A 20,116-nucleotide genomic window follows, 5' to 3' on the forward strand; every position below is an offset into this window, starting at 1 on the left:
GGTAGTGTAAATTATTCTGTGTAAACCTCTCAGATTGATGATAAAATCATAGGTTTATAGAATACAAAAATATAATGTGATGGGCTGAATGGCATACTTTGCTGTTCAGCCTGTTGTTTATTTAGTAGCATGGATTCTATTGCATGTCAAGGGCGCCCGAGAAAATCGGGCGTTTATTTACCCTTGATATGCGATTGAATCTGTGCTTAATCGATATCCTCTGGCTGGATCCGATCCCCAAAATAGATGCATAACTGATCCAGTGTCAGACCCCAGTCCCAAGCCTTTCCGGTCCATTTTTTTGTAGCATCCATCATTGCCAGATAGAGCATCTTGAAAAGTGCATCATCGGTCGGAAAAATAGTCTTGGATTTCGTAACCTTGCGTAGCTGGCGGTTAAAATTTTCGATAGAATTTGTAGTGTATATTAATTTACGTATCTCAGATGGATATTTAAAATAAGTGGATAATTGTGTCCAGTTATTTCTCCAAGATCCAATGGAAGCAGGGTATTTTTTGCCCCATTTTTCTTCCAGATCTTCCAAGGCTGTGAGCGCAAGATCTTCTGTATCAGCTTTGTAAACCAGCTTTAAATCCGCCATAAATGGCTTTAAATCTTTGTAAGAGATAAATTTTGTAGAATAACGAATCTGATGCACAATACACCTCTGGATCTCCGCCTGTGGGAATACTGCATGGATGGCATCCCCGAATCCGGTCAATCCATCTACGGATACGATCATGATATCTTCCACACCTCTGTTTTTTATCTCGTTGAGAACGGACAACCAGTATTTCGCACTTTCATTTCCTCCTACCCACATGCCGAGAACCTCACGTTTTCCATTCAGTTTAACACCTATAGCAACGTAAACAGCTTTTTTTACCGTTCGATTGTCTTCTCGAACATGGAAATGTACCGCATCCATAAAAACAATGGCATATTTTCTTTCCAGCGGCCGATTTTGCCATTCTTTTGCGATAGGAAGGATTCGATCTGTCATATGTGATATCATTTCTGCTGATGCATCCACACCATAAACATCTTTGAGATGAGCGGAGATATCCCTTGTCGTCATTCCTTTTGCATACATAGAGAGTACCTGATCTTCAATGTTTGAGATATCTGTCTGATTCTTTTTCACAATCTGCGGTTCAAAATCTCCCTTTCGATCTCGTGGTATATCCAGATCGATCGTTCCCATTGAAGAGGTGACTGTTTTAGGACTATAACCATTACGGCTATCGTCTGTCTCTTTGTTCTTGTAGTCATACTTGGAATATCCAAGGTGATCATCCATTTCAGCTTCTAACATACCTTGCAGCGTTTCGCCTAGCAGGTCTTTCAGCATGTCCTGGACGTCCTGGGCATCCTTTGGTTGATAGTGTTCCAACAAGCTACTGATGAACGCTTTGCGTTCCGGATCCATTTTTCTTCTTCGTGCCATAAAAAAATCCTCCTGAATTGATATTTATTTTAACATCAATCCAAGAGGATATATAGCTCTTTTAGAATTTACACAGAATTAATTACAGTCTCATTTGGGAACTTCTTTCGTACCATTATTCAGAATTTTATTCCCCATATATTTAAAACTCTTATCATCGTTGAACTTAACAGTCAGCTCACTTGTAATAACGGCATCATTACATATAAATGTATCACATACAGCATCAACAACCAACACACTGTTTCCCTCTCCGCTATCTCTTATTTCAACGACCTCCGGTAAAGATGTTCCAAAATAAGTAGGGCTATAATTTAAACAGCCTAATCGTTCCCAGTCATAAGTTTGATGTTCCGAATCAAATACTGCCCATTTTTTAATTTGATCTGCTGTTATCGGCAAAAACTCCATTATCAGATTTTCAAACTCTTCTGCCGGAATTCCACTTGAGTTACCTGAAAACTCATATCTCTCCCCGTATTTCATTCGATATAAATATTCATATAAACCATTATAATCTAACCCTTCCATATCAGATCTATCCCAATCAGAACATAAAAGATTATTCCCCTGATATCCAAGCAAATACACACACCTCTTTGAAACTTCCCTGCATTCATCACTTAAAGGTTTAATTCTTATCATAGAACTGCCATCAACCGCTTCTGATACTTCCGGATACTTTGGAACGCATAGCGTATAACCAAACCAGCCTTTTTCTGTATATTTCCATTCTTCTATCCTTGTATACGAAACATATACAATAGATGGATTGTCGTTCATACCCCAAACAGCTTTCACAGCCAGCAAATACATATCTGTCCCATCATAATTGAATTTGAGTCTTTCTATCCCACCATCCCTGTTAATCCTATATAAGACGATATCTCCTGTCAGATCCTGTTCTGCCCTGAAAAGAAATTCTTCCATTTTAGAATAATTAGCCATATTTGAATACGGTGCTGATGTAATAACGGGGACATTTTTTTCCTTTAATACTTCCTGCATTTCTTCCATTACTGTCTCAGAAACTACTATATTCGATGAAGTCCCTTTATCCGCCTTTTGATAAATGACTTTCATCTGATTCATAACATTCTTACAATCTTCAATAGCTTCTTCTTTCACGACTTCATCTACTGGCAAATCATATCCTCTTTCTTGTACAGCATAATTCGCAGTTTCCTGTGAAATATATTCTAAATCAGCCCCTTTACATTTTGTATTTCCTATGAAAAAGCATCCCGAAATAAATAAAACGCTCATCATCTTTTTCAGTTTTCTTTTTGTAATCATATCAATTATCTCCATAACATTCCTCCCACTTTTCGTCTGATAATCTTTCTGTATACCAGGTAACCTCTATTTCTGACCTTGATACATAATTGGATACATATTGAAATCTATCTTTATCTAACAGCCGAATGGTTACGCTATGACAAAACGCCTGATCTAATTCTTTTTGTGGCCATACCGCATTTACTTCCAGTGTTATTGTTCCATCTTGATTTTCTATGTAGGAAACAACTTCCGGATATGGAATATATGGTGTGGGAGCAAAATCATATACGATTCCTCTGGTTCGATACCGATATGTCTGTATTTCTGTGTGAAATACCGTTCCTGTCTGCAGTATCTCTGCGCTTATATTAAAATATTTTTGAAATATCGTTTCAAATGATTCTTTTGGGATTTCATAAGTCTTTCCTTCCTTAAATTCATCAGTTTTTTCTTCCATTGAAAGTAAACGATCAAAAACATCATAAAAATTTATTCCATCATAATTTTTTTCACTCCAATTAGAAGTAAACAATTTATTAAGTGTATATCCAAAAGGAAGTATATATTTTCGATTCAACTCCCGACATTTTTTATTTAACGGTGCTACCCGAAAGTCCCGATATCCAGACGGTCCATCATATCCTGCCGGATGATATTCTTCTATAAAGAAATGCCCGTTTTCTGTATATTTCCATGAATTAGCTCTAAACTCATGATAATATGTTTCCTGCCAAGTGTCCTCTTTCCATTTAAAAGAGCTTACTTCAACGTCTATTTTCCCCTGTTTGGTTTTCAGATCATACCGGATAAAATGATCCCCTGCTATAACTTGAAATATAGTAGTTTTTCCATTCTTCTCTTTTTCTGCTTTTTTCAAAAAATCATCTACTTTAATACTTTGAACCATATCCAGCTGATTGTAGGAATCAATTACTGCATATCCATATTTTCCAAAATAATCCATACTTTTTTGTATTGTACTCAGCTCATATAGTGCATTTTCTTTCACAGCATTCTCATATATGTTCCGATAGCCTTCTGCTAGCATTTCACACTCTCTGTAAATTTTTTCTTTCGTATCTTCAATTGTCTTTTTCTGCTCTTTCTTTATGCCACATCCACTACAGACAGCAAGAAAAATAACTCCCACAAATATTTTCCAAATTTTTTTCATATCATTTTCCTCTTACATTTGTAATATTTAAAGGTAAAAATTATTCATTACCAAGATATTCATCCAGTATCGCCTTATCCTTTTCCACCACATAACCGCTTCCTCCAATATCTTTCACATTCTCTACCATACTGATGAGCAAAATAGGATTCTTTGTATCTCTATCTGTAGTAAAAACTGTAAACCAGCCAATTTCTGTTCCAGATGTATCTTCTTTTGTAGCTTTCAGTTCCGCTGTTCCGGTTTTTCCTGCTAATCTAATGTCTTCCCGGCATGCTCCATAACCAGTTCCTTCCGGGTTATTCACTACACCCTCTAACCCCTCCATAACCTCCGAAACAATTTGTGGTGAAAAAGCATCTTTTATCCAGATTTCACTGGAAGTGCTTCCACCATCCGCGTGAAGATATGGCTTTATCATATTTCCATCATTTAGAAAAGCCGTATAAATGCTTGCAAGATGCAAAGGATTTACCAGAATCTGTCCCTGGCCATACCCACTGTCAGCAAGCTGGATTTCTGTTTCTATCTTGTCCATATTAGAATATTGGGACTCTGACATTTTAATATCAAATGGAAGTTCCTGATTAAATCCTATTTGATTTAGAGACTGCATCAGTTGATCCGCACCAATTTTTAATGCTGCTTTTGCAAAATAAATATTATCTGAATAAATAAGCGCATTTTTCAAGATCACAGGTTCATAATCATGAAGTGTAGTCACTGTATAATCTCCCCACGAGGAATCTTTCTGCCACGCCAGACCCTCATTTCCAAAATCGTCATTTGCAGTAAATGCCCCCACTTTTAATCCAATTGCAGCAATTACAGGTTTAAAAGTTGAGCCAGGACACCATGTCTGGCGAAAGCGGTTGTATAAAGGCCTGTCTTCATTTTCATTTAATGCACTCCACTGGCTGTTGTCCATTCCACGTACAAAATCATTATTATCATAAGATGGCGTACTTACCAACGCCAATACTTCCCCTGTATAAGGATTCAAAGCTACAGAACATCCTCTGTCTTCTTTAAATTGTTCATAAAGAGTACTTTGAAGATCACCATCAATCGTAGTATGGATATCTTCTCCATCTTTTCTAGGCTCATATGCAATAACACTTTTTTTATTTCCATTTGCATCTACAATACAGATTTCACACCCATCTGTTCCTTTTAGTTCTTTTTCATAAAGCGTTTCCAGTCCAGTCTTTCCAATCACACTGTTTGTACGATACCCTTCCCCTTTATGTTCCTGCAAATCTTCGGCTGTAACCGCCTGTACATACCCTACCAGATGAGAGGCAGCTTCTTTTAGATAATAAGTTCGTACTTTTACATCAGATAACATAATACCTGGAATCTTCAATAATGTGTCCTGCTTTTCTTTTTCTTCCAGAACAGTTTTATCCGGATTCACTGTCAAAAGATCGACCTCTTGTATTTTAGGAATTGTTGCTACTGGTACAAAAGAATCTGCTTTTACCCAACCGGCTTTTAACTTATCCTCAATTTCGTCTGCTCCAATTCCAAGATACTCTGCCAGTTTTTTTATTGTATCTTCTCTGTTCTCCATCCTGCCCGGAACAATTCCTACCGAAGATGCAGTTCCCTCTCCAGCCAACTGACGACCATTTCTGTCTAAAATATCTCCTCTCTTTGCCTCTTCTGACGTTACCTGAACTTTATCCGTTGCAGATAACTCTGGAAAAATCAACTGATCCTGCCAGATTAAATGATATCCTGTCCAATCATGTGAAAATACCGCATCGTTGGTAAATTCTACATTTCCTGCAGCAGTCTGCATATTTGTTGTATAGGAAACTGCCGCATTTCCGTTTTCTTGTCTTTTTACTGTAATATCGGTTATGGACAGATCAGACATCTCAATGCCTTCATATATTTTAGAATTTCGTTCTATAAATTCTTCCTTACTGTTCATGCTGCTTTTTTTCTGATCCAGCATGGCATACATTTGCTCATATTCCCCTTTTTCAATATATTTCATATATTCCATTAGTCTTTTTTCAGGAACATTACAATTCATTATTGTTACAATACCGATTCCACCACCAATCAATATACCGCTAAATAAAACTATTTTTGTAATAATCTTCGTGTGTTTTTTTCTTTTCTTTTTTCTCATATAGTTTTATTTCTCCTTTTTTCATATTTTCTTAAATATTACACTTGTAATATTTAAACGTCAAGCTTTTTCTTAGGTTTATATATGTAGACAAGAGAAAAGATTTGCATAAAAAAGAAAGGGCATCTCAAAGCCTTCTTTGATAAAGAACTTTACGACACTCTGAGGTAATGGTTTCTCCGGATGTTTCCCAAACGCTATAATCACTCTCCAGAAGAACCAAAAACGATTTTTAATTTTCTCTCAGAAAAAAAAGAACTACTCTAAATCTGCTGATCTTTGAAATAACCCTGCTCGTTTCTTATAATCACAAACATATTCAGACAACACATTCTTTGCTGGCAGATTATTATAGCAGAAAACGCAACAAATCCCTTTATTAACTTTTGTTCCATATATTTCCTGTACCAATCCTATTGTTTCATCATCTGAACAAAAGCTCTTCGGAATCTCCCTACAATCCCTGATAATAACGCAAATCTGTTTACTATCACTAAATACTCAATACGTTTCTTTTAAGCAAGAAATAAAAGAGTTGGAATTGATACATCAAAACCTGTCCAAATATCTCAAACAGGATGCTCCTGAAATACAAAGATCTTCTCATAACAAACTTCCTTCTTTGTAAAACCAATAATAATAGGCAGCGATTTCACTCGCTGCCTAAATTTCCGTTAAACCGATATCCTACACCGCGCACCGTTTGTATATATACCGGATGTCCAGGATCATCTTCTATCTTTTCTCTAATGTTGCAGATATGTCGCATAACAACATTGTAATCACCCGAATAGGGTTCATTCCAGATTATATCATATATTTGTTCTTTACTAAACACTCTTCCAGGACTTCGCATTAATAAATGCAAAATTTCAAACTCTATAAAAGATAAATCTATTTTTTCCTGCTTTCGAAATAATTCTCTTTTATCCAACAAAATAACAATATCTCCATAACTCAAATTTGTTTTTGCATTTTCAATTACTTGAAATGCTCTTGCTCCCGTATTGACACAGGATATTATATGATTCAGGATTTCTTCCTCACTATCTTCAAATGTCAGTATTAACATTTTCCCATGTAATCACCTACTTTATTTTTTATGCATAAACTTTTAACTAAAACAAATCTGCCGTACTGTGACATTTTTCTTTTACCATCACACAGCTAAAGATTATTCAATATTCAATTCAATGTTTCCAGTAAATTCCTCACACTCAATGCCGACATAATTTCCGCCATCAGGAAGTGTAATTGTGTCACTATAAGTTCCGGTTGTTTCAAGCAAAGTGACTACTTCATCAGCTCCAGAATCGACATAGCGTGTAATCTTCTTGCTGGGCCTCGTACAGCCAGCGCCGTGGTTGCGAGAATCACGCCTATGATCAAGCACAATTCCAGCCACGGAACACTCCAGGGATTTCCGAATGTGCGAGTGATAAGGCTGGAGTACAGGAACCAATGAAACAGCAATCCGAAAATACATCCCAATATGACACCACTTATGGCATACGAGGCAGCTTCCGCAGAAATCATGCGTGTAAGCTGTTGATTACTCATGCCAATGGCACGCATTACTCCATATTGGCGAGTTCGGGCGGAAACTCCCATGCTGATGGTATTCATAATATGGAAAATCGTAATGGCTACAATGATTGACAGGAAACCATATACCAATGTTGCAAAAGCATAATAAAGGCCACGTTGTTGCTGTGCTTGGATTAAGACATCAGTGAAAGTGACTCCTTCACCGAACAATGCTTCAACCTCGGCAACATCTTCTTCATCAGAACCAAAGCGGAACTGGACATCTAGGATAGTATACCCAGTCTCACCCGTCAGCTGCGAAAAAGTTTCCTCGGAGCAGATCAGTGTTTCCGTTCCCTCTGCACGAGCCAATAGGCTGTCAGACAAAACACCCCCTACCGTAACTGTTTGATCCTTCCCGTTTATTGTCAGTGTAATGGTATCTCCCACCTGCACTTCTGTTCCTGTGTTTGCCACAAACAAGACCTGTCCTGGCGTGTTCGTTACAGTATCTATAGAACCTGCAATTAGTTGATCTTGCGCCCAGCGGAACTGATTTTCTTCATAGGAGATTAGATTGCTGTTATGGATTGCGCCGCTAATTTGGGCAGGAACATCATAAGCAAACATTCTGCCAAACACTCGACTAACAGCGGAATTTTGTACTACGGCATCCCTTCGATCCGCCGGAATGGAACAAGTATTTGTGTCACTGACAATGGAAAGCTCGGGCGACCATTCTTTCGGCATAAATGCGTTTTCCATAAAGGGAACCAGCGTACAGAACCCTAAAAACAAGGTGATGCAGATTGCAAATGCACCTGTCATCAGAATATAGCTGCGCCGTTTGGCCTTGGCATGATGGATACCAAGTGCTACCTCTACATGCCACCGCCGAGTGTTTGCCGCATGGCGGAACGAGGATTCCTGCTGTGTATTGCCTGTGACAGCCTCCAATGGTGAAACCTTTGCTGCCATTTTTGCGGGGGTCCGAGCCGCCAATAGAACGGTAATAAGTCCCAATACAATGCTCACACCAATGCTTAGCCAGCTAATGCCAAAGATAGGCATATAACCAAACCATACAGTGCTGAGCTGCCGCATGACTGCACACAGTCCCCAAACCACCACGATACTTAACCCGATACCAATGGGTATGGCGGTAATGCACCACTGTAAAGCCTCACGGCGCACAAAGCGCAATACTTGGCGACGAGTGGCTCCCAAACAGCGCAGTAAACCGAAAAACTCCATGCGCTGGCTGACATTACTATTCAAACTACTGGAAATCATCATAACACAAGTTCCCATTACCACCAAAGAAAGCAGAAATGCCATTGTGTATATCTGCGACATATTGGAACCCGGCAGCTGCCCGAGCATACTGAGCAGTTCTTCATTTTGGGTGATTTGTGCATCAGATATGCCGTTTTGCTGCTGAATATCAGCAATGCTGGAACCAACATTAGTGAGCAGTGAGAACCGAACGACATACTGCCAGTTGCCGCTTAGATCCGCAGTTTGAATGCTTGACAGCCCTTCAGGTGTCAAAAGGACTGCACTGGCACTTCCCGAGATCATATTGGCGGCATCATCATCCATAATTCCCGTAATCGCCAGTTGCATTGTACTCCCATCAGGAGAGTTCAAAGTAAGAGTATCTCCCAACGAAATTCCTGCTGTTTGTGCTAATGTAGATGAAACAGCTACCTGTCCAGCTATCTCAGGGAACTCACCTGAAAGGACAGAACCTAAATAAATTTCAGAAAATATTGTCTCGTCCATCCCTGCAACAGAAACGGGCTGGTCTGCCACTGTGCAGCCGATTTCTGCGGGAATGTTGCCTTGCCAGCCAGACAAGTCTATTTCAGGGCGGGCAGCAATATATTCGGATGTTTTTTCGTCAATAGCTGTGATTTTACAATGCCAATCTCCAGTTTGATGCCGGGTTTCATCCGTCATGCTTTTCAAATACATATCGGCCAGTCCAAACATGACTGCAACCAGGAAAACCGCCAGCACAATGCAAATGCGTGTCATGCGGCTTTGCCTGCGGTGAACCTTGTTGGAGATAGAAACCAAGTCGAGGTAGTGTTTCATTTCCGGCTCACCCCCAACTCCTTCAGCACACCATCAGACATATTGAAAATGCGGTCTGCCGCACTTGCATGATTTTTGTTGTGGGTAATCATCAAAATGGTTTGCTGGTACTTGGCCGACATGGTTTGCAGGAGAGCCAAGACTTCCTGACTATTTTTACTGTCCAGATTGCCGGTCGGCTCGTCCGCCAAAATCAGTGCAGGTCGTGTAACCAAAGCCCTGCCGATAGCGACACGCTGTTGCTGGCCACCGGAGAGCTGACTGGGAAGATGATGACGGCGTTCGGTCAGTCCCAAAACATTCAGCAGCTCGTTGACAAACCTCTGGTCTGGCCGCTTGTAGTCAAGCAGCAACGGAAAAGTGATGTTCTGTTCTACATTCAGTTCCGGGATCAGATTAAATGACTGAAAGATAAAACCGATGTGTTGCCGCCGGAACACGGTCAGTTTTTTCTCCGGCATTGAGAAAATATCCTGACCGTCGATCCAGACCTTGCCGGAAGTGGCTTTGTCCAGAGCACCCACAACATTCAGCAACGTACTTTTGCCGGAGCCGGATTCACCAATAATGGCAATAAATTCACCTTTGCGAACCGAAAATGTTGCATGACGCAACGCTTGAACCGCTGCTTCACCTTTTCCATAGGTTTTGCACAAGTCCTGTACTTCAAGAATATTCATACGCAGTACCTCCTTATGGTCACATCATACCCCCTTCGGCTTACTTCCAAGTGACCTGCATCTTACTCATTTGTAAGGCTGAAAAAGTTCAATGTGAAGGTAGTTCCAACATCGAGTGTGCTGGTTACAGAAATAGTTCCCCCATGTGCCTCCACAATAGATTTAGCCAGCGGTAAGCCCAATCCTATCCCATGCACATCTGACGAAAAGCGGCTGCGGTAAAAGCGTTTGAAAATGTTGTATAAGTCCTCTTGGTGGATACCTTTGCCATCGTCTGTAATGACGATCTGAGTCAACAGGGGTGATTGTGTCCATTGCACCGAAATGTGACCGCCCGGTTGTGTGTGTTCCAAAGCATTTTTGACGATATTTCCAATCGCCTCCGACATCCATAGTGCATCGCAATTAAGAGAAATATCATCCTTACCCGAAAGGGTGATCTCTTTGTGATCCTGTTCTGCCCATGTTTCAAATCGTTCCAAAACATCTTGCATGAGAGCGGAAACATTTTCTTCTGCTTTTTCCATCTGTATAATTCCCGCATCCAGGCGCGCCAGTTTGAGCAGTGTATAAATAACGTTCTCCATTCGCTTAATCTCTCGTTGAGATTTTTCCGAAAAGTTCGCCACCGTTTCGGCTTCTCCTTTATGACTGCTTATGATTTCATGGTACATTTTCAAAGCAGATAGCGGCGTTTTAATCTGATGTGATACATCCGAAATGATGTCCTGTAAGAACTCCTTTGTCTGCTTCTGGCTCTCTGCATGGGCGGAGAGAATAGTCGCCATTTCATTGACATCATGGAAAAGGCTATACCAATCACCGGTTTGGGAACATTCAATTCTGGACATAGAATTGCCATCCAAAAATTCTCGAATCTTACTTCCTGCATCATCAATAGCTCTATGCTGGCGTCGCAGATAAAACAGCAGAACCAGATATACCATACCGAACAGAAACAACAGCAGCAAGAATAGATACAGCATCGTCTGATTGCGATATTCCCGAACAGTGGGCAATAGCTGCATAGATGTTGCTTCACTGTATCCAATAGAGGCCAGCGCTTCTTTGCCTCGTTCTATATCGCTTTCGTTGGGGTGAGCAGTAAAAGCTGAAATCTGCAATTTATCCTCATGGTTCAGCTGGTAGCCGGAAACACCATAGTCATGGAGCAACATCTCATGTTGGAAGTCCTTTGCAAGTAAAAACGAAAGTCCTGCGGCAAGTAGAAATGAAATAAGGCAGATGACGGTGATTGCCAACAGTAGATTCTTTGTTTCTTTCCCTAATTTGCCCATACCTTGTCCTCACTCAACGACCCATTTATAGCCGATACCTCGTTCCGTCAGCAAGTATTTAGGCTGATTGGGTGTGTCCTCAATTTTGTTTCTCAGCCGCCGGATATACACAGATAGAGTATTATCGTCCACAAAATTACCGTTGCCATCCCACATCCGATCCAGAATCATTTCGCGCGGCATAAGGTGATTGGGATTTTGCATGAACAGACACAGCAATTTGTATTCCACCAATGGGAGATCAAGCGGTTTTTCATTTTTCCAGACGAGCCGCTCTGCCGTATCCACACGAACGCCATTAGCTTCCAAAAAGGTATCTGCTTTGGAAAACTGCAAGGAACGGCGCAGGATTGCCTTAATTCTGGATAGAAGTTCATTCAGCTTGAACGGTTTGGTGATATAATCGTCGGCACCCATATCAAGTCCTCGGACAATGCTGATTTCCTGATCCGAAGCTGTCAAAAATATAATGGGAACGGTTGAGCTGTTCCGTACCGCTTTGCAAACATCGAAGCCTGTGCCATCTGGGAGCGTAACATCCAGCAAAAGTAAATCATAGGTGTTCTTTCGGAATAGTGCCAAAGCCTCCTTTACAGTTTTGGCATTGTCCACCATATATCCACTTGCTTCCAAAGTATATTGCAATCCATCAATCAGGCTCAAATCATCTTCAACATAAAGTATCTTTTGCATTTTTTTGCTCCTTTCCTTGCTTCGTTCTCATATCCACAGGCTTTTCCGCGTCTTTCGGAAGCAGCCAAATTGTAGCCACCTTCACAGCACCGGGAATACGGCCACCGGCGCAATAATAGTTTATCTGCCGAATTGAAACTCCCCATTTTTCACTTGCTTCTTTTAGGGTCATATAGTCCATCTCTGCACCTCCTGCAATACATTCCATTATATTTCTATTGTTCGAAGAATACAAGCCTGCAACCATGTTGCAAAAAAGAAAAATCGGTATAATCGTACTGGAAAAACCGGAATGATAAGGTTATTCCTCAAATCAAACCGGAACGATACAATATTATTGAGGTGAACGATTATGCCGATTGATGATTTAACTGCTTTAGGGCAAAAAATGCGGGAAGCCAGAAAGAAAAAAGACCTGACACAACAGGAGCTTGCGGATCTGAGCCATGTTTCTGTAAAGCAAATCGCCAATATCGAAAAGGGGAAAATGAATCCTTCTTATTTGATTTTGAGAGCATTGGCAAAGGTCCTGCACATCTCTTTAGATACGCTTATAAATCCAGATATTTCTCTGGAAGATGAAGGTGTCAATCAGATGAAAATGCTTTATTCCAGCTGTCCGCCAGAAATGCGTGACACCCTGTTGCATCACACCCAAGAAACGGTGAGGGAACTGACAGAGTTGTCCGAAAAATTTGAAACGAATTGAGCCAATGAGTGAAATTTAACGATTCTCTCACTGGTTCTTTTCATTTTCGGAGAAAAGAGGCAAGCACAGCAAGCGAGTACCCGCTTGCAAATTTTGAGATTCTCAGGTCCCTTACCCGAAAATTCAAAATTGCTTGTTTGGATAGTCCCAAACCCTTATGAAGAACGGAGGCGGCGCATAAGGAACGGCGGCCTTGATGTTACTCAAAACCGCCGCAGTACCCGGAAAATCCATTTTGGGCGCACAAAGCTGCCTGCCCTGCAACGGTTTTTTTCTTTCCCCGTCTTGCGGGGCAGGATCGCTTGGCTTATTCGGTTTTAGTCTTGCTCTTGTTCGACTGCCTCTTTCAGCCGGTCAAAACTCTCATCGCTGATAATGTGTTCAATCCGGCAGGCGTCGGCCTCCGCAGTTTTGGGGTCAACGCCTGCGGCGATAAGCTGCTCGGTAAAGAAACAGTGGCGTTCATAGATTCTTTCAGCCACCTCGCGGCCCACATCGGTCAAATGGAGAAAGTGATCTTCGTCCATTGTGAGAAAGCCGCCATCCCGCAAGGTAGCCACTGCATGGCACACGCTGGGCTTTGACACCTCCATGTGCCGGGCCACATCTACGGAGCGTACCATACCGAGTTTCTTTTGGAGAACAAGGATGATTTCCAGGTAGTCCTCCCCGGACGCATGAAGTTTCATCTGAACCTCCTTTACTGAGCCAGCTTCCAGCCGATGGCCTCCTGTCTGGCCGATACAAAATCGGCATACAGGCCTTTTTGCTTGATCAGCTCCGCATGAGTGCCGCGCTGGACGATATGAGCGTTGTCCAGTACAAGGATCTGATCGGCGTTGCGGACGGTTTTCAGACGGTGGGCAATCATGATGATGGTCTTGTCATGGGTCAATGCCTCGATAGCCCGCTGCAATTCATCCTCATTCTCCGGGTCAACACTGCTTGTCGCCTCGTCCAAAATGATGATGGGTGCATCCTTCAGCATGGCGCGGGCGATGGAAATCCGCTGTTTCTCGCCGCCGGACAGAGTGCCGCCGCCCTCGCCAATCACAGTGTCATAGCCATCCGGCAGGGCAGAAATAAAGTCATGGCAGCAAGCCTTCTTCGCCGCTTCAACCACTTGTTCATGGGTAGCATCCGGGCAGCCAAACTTGATATTGTTCTCAATCGTATCTGCAAATAGGTACACGCTCTGGAACACCATCGAGATATTCTTCATCAGGCTGTCCAGCTTGAAATCTCGTACATCCGTACCGCCTATGGTAATCTTCCCGGCATTCACATCCCAAAAACGGGCAATCAGGTTGCACATCGTTGTCTTTCCTGCCCCGGAAGGGCCGACAATGGCCGTAGTCGTTTTTTCGGGAATGGTAAAGCTGACCTGATCTAATATCTTACGGTCTGCGTAGGAAAAATCCACCTTGTCAAACACGATCTCGTTGGACTTCGGCGTAATGTCAGCGCCTTTCTCGTCCATCACCGGCGTGTCATCAATGGAGTTTGCCGTATCCATCGAGGCCGCCAGCATTTGCAGCAAAGAGGCCATATTCCCGGCGTTCTCCAAATCGTTGAACACCATGAAAGAAGCAATCACCAAAATCAGACCGTAGGCCAGCGACAGGGAGCCGTCCAGCCAGAACCAGACCGAGGCCAAAAGCAACAGGACGCTGAACACTCGGACAACAGCCTGTTTGATAGCGTCATAGGGAACGCTGGCCTTTGTCAATTTCAGGTTATCCCGGCAGCTCGCCTTAATTGCACTGCCGATAGACTGCGTGCTGTCCCGTTCAAGACCAAATGCTTTAACAATCCCCATGCCCTGAATGTACTCCAACACGGACTCTACAAGGGACTCCTGTGTGTGCTGGCGTACCCCGCTGAGCGCGGCAGATTTGCGAAGAGCCAGTTCCGCCGCCGCAAGGTAAATCAGGACACCGGCAGCGGCCACAAGACCGATCCGCCAGTCAAATACCAACAGGACGATGACGAGGGCAACCGAGTTGAAAAAACCGCCCAGCACTGACACCAGGACACGGGCTGCTGAGTTCTCTACATCACCCAAAGTTGTTGTGACAATGGCGGTAATATTCCCGATACTATTCTTGTTGAAGTAGCCCATCGGGATGTAGCGCAGCCGATCTCCGATGTGGATACGCTTTTCCGCCACCATGCAATAGCCGGTTTCCGTCTGCTCCATCGTGGAGAAATAGGTCGTGATGATACGCCCAATGAGGGAAACGGCCATAATTCCCAGCGAAATGCAGATAAACTTTCCGTCCCGGTTGTCAGATACTAACGCGCCGATCACTACAAAGAGGGCGGCAAACTGCATGGCTGAAAACAGCCCGGACAGGAATGAGAATAACAGGGATTTTTTTAGAAGACCCTTTTTGCTGCCTGCAAAAGCAAATATTTTTTTCAATGTTCCATACATCTGACAACACCCCCTTACATCTGGTCTTTCGCGCCAATGTGCGCCTGCCACATATCCCGGTAGAGGGGGCAGGTTTCCAGCAGCTTCTCATGCGTACCCTGTGCGTGGATGGTTCCATCCTTCACCACAACGATGTTATCTGCGCCAACAATGGTAGACAGCCGGTGTGCGATCACAATCAGGGTCTTGCCGACAGTTAAAGTGGAAATGGCTTTCTGCACCAGTGCCTCATTCTCTGGGTCGATATAGGCAGTTGCCTCGTCCAAAATGACAACCGGCGCATTTTTCAGCATGGCGCGGGCGATGGCAATCCGCTGGCGTTCACCGCCGGAAAGATGGGAACCGGCGCTGCCAACAACCGTATCATAGCCATTATCCAGCTTGCGGATAAAGGCGTCGCAGCCGCTTTGTTTGGCTGCCTGTTCCACCTCTGCGTCCGTGGCACCGGGCCTTCCCATGCGGATATTCTCCCGGATACTGCGGTTAAACAGGTAGTTGTCCTGGGACACATAGGAAATCTGGTCTGCAATTTCAGACAGCGGCATATCCTTCAGCTCATGGCCGCCGAGGGTAATTCTGCCGGATGTAACATCCCAATACCCGGCAATCAGCTTTGCCACCGTAGACTTGCCGGAGCCGGACGGCCCTACAAGGGCGGTCATGGTTCCGGGGTGGATGGCGAGATTCACATCATGCAAAACCTCTGTTGTCCCGTCATAGGAAAACGACACAGACCTAAGAGAAATGCCGGTATCTTCCAGCTTGATCGGCGTTTCTTTATGGTTCAGTTCTTCGGCGTTCAGAAGCTGGCTGATTTCTTCCACATTTGTCCCCAGTACAGCCAAATCGTCCGTAAAGGTAAAGGCCGCAATAATCGGCCCAATCAGCCCCAGCGAGAAAATCACAATGGATAGGAAGGTGGAAAGCTCCAGACTGCCGGAGAGCCAGAATGCAAAACCGCAGGGCAGCACGCAAATCAGCACTGAGGGCAGGATGGCGTTGTAGGCGCTCATGGTTTTCTGGTTTTCCCGCATCCAGTCCACATAGTAGTTGGCGTTATAATTCACCGCGTCAGAATATTTTTTGTAGGAACCGGCGGATTGGCTGAACGCTTTCACCACCTCAATGCCTCCGATATATTCCACGATGGCGTCTGTCATCTGCTTGCCTGCCTTGACAGCACCCTCCCACTTGACGGGATAGTTTTTCATACCGGCGGACATAACCACAAGGCCCACCACGAGAGTGACAAGGGACAAAAGCGCCATACGCCAGTCCAGAATAAGCAGGTACACGACAATCACAATGGGAACCAGCACATTTGCGGTCATTTCCGGGATCAGGTGTGCAAAGGTCGGCTCCATTCCCTCCACCCGGTCAACAATCGTCGTTTTGTACTGGCCGGACGGAGTATCTAAAATCGTCCCCATCGGGACGCGGGCCAGCTTCGCGGTGATATTCTCTCGCAGATCGCGCAGCGTGTAATAGGTCGCCGTGTGGGAAATGACTGTTGAAAGATTGGCGAAAACAACCTTTCCCAAATAACCGCACAATGCAACGATACAGGCCGTCATATAACTGGAAAAATCCTGCTCTCCCGACAGCATCAGTGTGACAATATGCGCCACGCAGAAATAGGGCACCATCTGGCAGGCCACGCCTAATACCGCAAGGATAATACTGCCGATGAATTTCCCGTGATAGAGCTTGCCCCATCCCCATAAGACGCCTATGGGCGACTCTTTCTTTTCTTCCTTCATTTTGTAGGCACCCCCTTTATAAAATAGTTTCGGATTTTTTCAAGACCGGCCTCATCCATTTGAAATTTGTCGATGATGGAACCGTCCTCAAAATGGACAATATCCGTACAACAATCTAAAAGCAGCTCAAGATCATGGGTAATGACATACAAGGTAATGCCTGCATCCATGACTTGTTTCAAGACATTGGCAACCTCTTTCATGTGTTTGTAATCAAGACCGCTGGTCGGTTCGTCAAAAAATAAGATAGAACGCTTGGATGCGATTGCCGAGGCAATTGCTACCCGCTGCTTTTGGCCGCCGGAAAGGGACATAGGGTGTCTGTCTTTGAAGCCGATTAAATCTAACTCGGCAAGGATTTCCTCAGCCCACTCCTGATTTTTCTCCTCCATACTGATCAGGACTTCATCCAGCACAGTTTCCGTGAAAAGCTGGTGATTGACTTCCTGCATCACCATGTAGCAGGTATTTAGTCTGTCTTTAGGCCGATAAGTTCTGCCGTTCCAGATCACCTCACCGCAGCGCTTTTCAAGGCCGCAGAAACACCGGGAGAAGGTGGACTTTCCAGCTCCATTATTCCCGATGATCCCGACAATACGATTTGCGGGGATTTTACTTTCCCGGATGTGCAGCGTTTCCGGTTCGTTTTTGTAGGCAAAGCAGAAATTGCGAAGTTCCATTTGCTGACCGGCCTGGGGCAATGCTTTCGGCGGCAACAAATCTTCAAGAATAAAGGTACGCAGCCCCAACTTGGCTCTCTGTTGCTCCGTCAGGCTCTCAAACTCCGCTGCGGAGTAATCTTTTTCCACCTTTCCGCCGGTAATATAGATAAAACGATCCGCAAGACCGCGCAGATAGTAGAGCCGATGCTCTGACACTATAATTGTTTTCCCCTGCGACTTCCAAAACGCAAGTATTGCTCTCAGATCCAGGATAGAGGAAGCATCCAGGTTGGATGACGGCTCATCCATAACCAGCACATCCGGCTCCATGATGGATACCCCGGCACAGGCAATTTTTTGCTTTTCCCCGCCGGAGAGATGAAAGATATTGCGTCCCATCAATTTCTCCAGGCGGAAATCCCGGATGGTCTTATCTAATCGTTCCCGAATACTTTGCTCCGGCTGGCCGAGATTTTCACACCCAAATGTGATTTCGCTGGTTGTGTCCACATTGAAAAATTGTGAGCGGGGGTTTTGAAACACGCTGCCAACCGTTTTCGCGGTATCATAAAGGGGCTGTTCCGAAACCTTTGCCCCATTTACCCACACTTCTCCATTCATTTTTCCTTCATAGTAATGGGGAATCAGACCGTTGATCAGCCTGGTAATTGTCGTTTTTCCACTGCCGCTTTCGCCGCAAAGTACGACGCATTGACCGTCCTCTACGGTCAGATTTATATCATGGACTCCACCAGCGTTCTCGTTTTCTTCTCCATAAGAGAAAGTCACATGGTCAATCCGTATCATAGGTTCACCCCCTCCCGTCAAAAAGAAATCTGCTGCTGAAACAAAAACAAGGCAAAACAGATAACGCAAAGCAGAATCGCAATCAAATCTTGAACATGGAAACCGATCTGGCACACGTTTGTACGTTTAACGGGGGCTCCAAGCCCCCGTGTCAACGCAGCAGCAGAAAGTTCATCACCAATCTTCACAACGGACACCATCAAAGGAACAAGGCGATATTCCAACATCAGGAAAGGATTTTTCCCGCCGAATCGTATGCCCCGCATTTTCATTGCATCCCGGATGGCCTGATATTCTTCGCTGATGGTTGGGAAAAAGCGAAAAATGACAGACATTGGAATCACGATTTTTTCCGTGATGTGCATACGCTCCATTGCGCCGATAAACTCACTGATCGAAGTGGATGAGATCAAATAGGCACCTGTCATAATGCCGGGCGCAAACCGCGTCATGATAGATGTCACTGCCAGCACGATGAACGAGAGTAATCCGCTCAAACTCGTAAGGGCAATCCGTTCCAGTATAAAGCAAACCGCATATAGCACCAGATATTTTCCTGCTGTTTTGAAACGGCGTTCCGACAAAATCAGAGCAAAGGGGACAAGGCTTAGACACGGCTTGACGATGTTCATAATTCCTTCGTTACTGGTACTGAACATCAGTGTTGTAATCGTCAGCAGCAGAATGAGCTTTGTCCGGGGATCAAGCAGGATTCCTTTTCTTTTTTCGGTTGTTGCTGAAAATGATAGCCCGTTCATCACACAATGCCCGCTTTAGCAAAATGCTTTTTCAGAAGCGCCTTACCTAAAAGTCCGCCCAGGATCGCAAAAATGAAGATTCCGGCGATTACCAGAATAATGCTCCACATAGGCATAACAGCCATTACCCTGTCAGCGTATTCCTCACCAAAGCTGGCCGCAAAACTGGCCCAGGAATCCTCAACCATGAAATACATGGGGATATATGTACCAACCATCCAAAGGCTGAACACCGCATACCCGATCAGGCTCTTCTTGGCGCTTTTATAACCGCCGGATTTCAAGATCAGATCTCCCAGCAGCCCAAAAATCACGCCCATCGGTACGCCCCAAAATCCCATACCAGTCAGCCCCATCAGCAGGCCGCTTAAAATTCCCATAATTGTAACCATGCCGAATTTTTTAACTCTGGTCAAGAACAGCATGAACGGGATGCCGGTAATCAAAGACCACAATGCTCCGAGGATCGGCAAAAAGATAGGTACAAAGCCGACGGGAATGGCGACACAGCAGCCAATCACAAAGTAGAGAACGGTGAAAAGGCCGAGGTTAATCAGGTCTTTTGCTTGTAACTTGTTACTCATAACGAATACCTCCATTCATTTGCTGGTTAGCGTTTTCTAACCTCTCTATAAGATA

Annotated in this window: 17 protein-coding genes; 1 reads left to right on the top strand and 16 read right to left on the bottom strand. The window is 43.9% G+C overall.

The annotated features are described in order from the left end of the window. Positions 1–206 precede the first annotated feature (206 nt). The 10 genes from BLP57_RS14775 to BLP57_RS14825 form a co-directional block, all read right to left on the bottom strand. A complete protein-coding gene (locus BLP57_RS14775; RefSeq protein WP_412661224.1) occupies positions 207–1,430 on the bottom strand; it encodes an IS256 family transposase in 1,224 nt (407 codons plus the stop codon). A 108-nt stretch (positions 1,431–1,538) separates the two neighbouring features. Further along, positions 1,539–2,759, bottom strand: a complete 1,221-nt coding sequence (locus tag BLP57_RS14780; RefSeq protein ID WP_092072815.1) for a DUF6070 family protein — start codon at positions 2,757–2,759, stop codon at positions 1,539–1,541. Next, positions 2,746–3,903 (bottom strand): DUF6070 family protein, encoded by a 1,158-nt coding sequence (locus BLP57_RS14785; protein ID WP_062807810.1) that lies wholly within the window; start codon positions 3,901–3,903, stop codon positions 2,746–2,748. Before BLP57_RS14785 ends, BLP57_RS14780 begins: the two co-directional genes overlap by 14 nt. Before the next feature lie 40 nt (positions 3,904–3,943). After that, positions 3,944–6,046: a penicillin-binding transpeptidase domain-containing protein gene (locus BLP57_RS14790; protein ID WP_062807811.1), complete on the bottom strand. Its 2,103-nt coding sequence runs from the start codon at positions 6,044–6,046 to the stop codon at positions 3,944–3,946. Positions 6,047–6,698: 652 nt separating this feature from the next. Continuing rightward, positions 6,699–7,118, bottom strand: coding sequence for a winged helix-turn-helix domain-containing protein (locus BLP57_RS14795; RefSeq protein WP_015524608.1), 420 nt, complete (start codon positions 7,116–7,118; stop codon positions 6,699–6,701). A 221-nt stretch (positions 7,119–7,339) separates the two neighbouring features. Further along, positions 7,340–9,673 carry an FtsX-like permease family protein gene (locus tag BLP57_RS14805; RefSeq protein ID WP_092072818.1) on the bottom strand — a complete coding sequence of 778 codons (2,334 nt, stop codon included), beginning with the start codon at positions 9,671–9,673 and terminating at the stop codon, positions 7,340–7,342. Next, a complete protein-coding gene (locus BLP57_RS14810; RefSeq protein WP_092072821.1) occupies positions 9,670–10,353 on the bottom strand; it encodes an ABC transporter ATP-binding protein in 684 nt (227 codons plus the stop codon). Before BLP57_RS14810 ends, BLP57_RS14805 begins: the two co-directional genes overlap by 4 nt. 62 nt (positions 10,354–10,415) lie before the next feature. Next, on the bottom strand, positions 10,416–11,651 hold the full coding sequence (locus BLP57_RS14815) for a sensor histidine kinase (protein ID WP_055066044.1): 1,236 nt from the start codon (positions 11,649–11,651) through the stop codon (positions 10,416–10,418). A gap of 9 nt (positions 11,652–11,660) precedes the next feature. Then, positions 11,661–12,344 carry a response regulator transcription factor gene (locus BLP57_RS14820; protein ID WP_031476721.1) on the bottom strand — a complete coding sequence of 228 codons (684 nt, stop codon included), beginning with the start codon at positions 12,342–12,344 and terminating at the stop codon, positions 11,661–11,663. Next, entirely contained in the window at positions 12,322–12,525 is a 204-nt protein-coding gene (locus tag BLP57_RS14825; RefSeq protein ID WP_092072824.1) for a DNA-binding protein, read from the bottom strand. Before BLP57_RS14825 ends, BLP57_RS14820 begins: the two co-directional genes overlap by 23 nt. Positions 12,526–12,696: 171 nt before the next feature. On the opposite strand from BLP57_RS14825, the gene BLP57_RS14830 reads away from it, so the two are divergent. Beyond that, entirely contained in the window at positions 12,697–13,053 is a 357-nt protein-coding gene (locus BLP57_RS14830) for a helix-turn-helix domain-containing protein (protein ID WP_092072827.1), read from the top strand. 317 nt (positions 13,054–13,370) lie between these two features. On the opposite strand, the gene BLP57_RS14835 is transcribed toward BLP57_RS14830, so the two are convergent. Genes BLP57_RS14835 through BLP57_RS14860 form a run of 6 tightly spaced genes read right to left on the bottom strand, consistent with a single transcriptional unit; the run spans position 13,371 to position 20,061 of the window. Next, entirely contained in the window at positions 13,371–13,742 is a 372-nt protein-coding gene (locus tag BLP57_RS14835) for a metal-dependent transcriptional regulator (protein WP_092072830.1), read from the bottom strand. Between the two features lie 11 nt (positions 13,743–13,753). Further along, complete coding sequence (locus BLP57_RS14840; RefSeq protein WP_092072833.1) at positions 13,754–15,490, bottom strand: ABC transporter ATP-binding protein; 1,737 nt, start codon at positions 15,488–15,490, stop codon at positions 13,754–13,756. 14 nt (positions 15,491–15,504) lie between these two features. Then, positions 15,505–17,250 (bottom strand): ABC transporter ATP-binding protein, encoded by a 1,746-nt coding sequence (locus BLP57_RS14845; RefSeq protein WP_092072836.1) that lies wholly within the window; start codon positions 17,248–17,250, stop codon positions 15,505–15,507. Then, positions 17,247–18,719, bottom strand: a complete 1,473-nt coding sequence (locus BLP57_RS14850) for an ABC transporter ATP-binding protein (protein WP_092072839.1) — start codon at positions 18,717–18,719, stop codon at positions 17,247–17,249. Before BLP57_RS14850 ends, BLP57_RS14845 begins: the two co-directional genes overlap by 4 nt. Positions 18,720–18,736: 17 nt before the next feature. Continuing rightward, complete coding sequence (locus BLP57_RS14855) at positions 18,737–19,477, bottom strand: energy-coupling factor transporter transmembrane component T (protein ID WP_092072842.1); 741 nt, start codon at positions 19,475–19,477, stop codon at positions 18,737–18,739. Continuing rightward, the gene (locus tag BLP57_RS14860; protein ID WP_015524597.1) at positions 19,477–20,061 is read right to left on the bottom strand and encodes an MptD family putative ECF transporter S component; all 585 of its coding nucleotides are present in this window, start codon (positions 20,059–20,061) and stop codon (positions 19,477–19,479) included. The genes BLP57_RS14855 and BLP57_RS14860 overlap by 1 nt, the downstream gene beginning before the upstream one ends. Between the last annotated feature and the right edge of the window lie 55 nt (positions 20,062–20,116).

This window comes from Blautia sp. SF-50 (genome assembly GCF_900101315.1).
GTDB lineage: Bacteria > Bacillota > Clostridia > Lachnospirales > Lachnospiraceae > Blautia_A > Blautia_A fusiformis.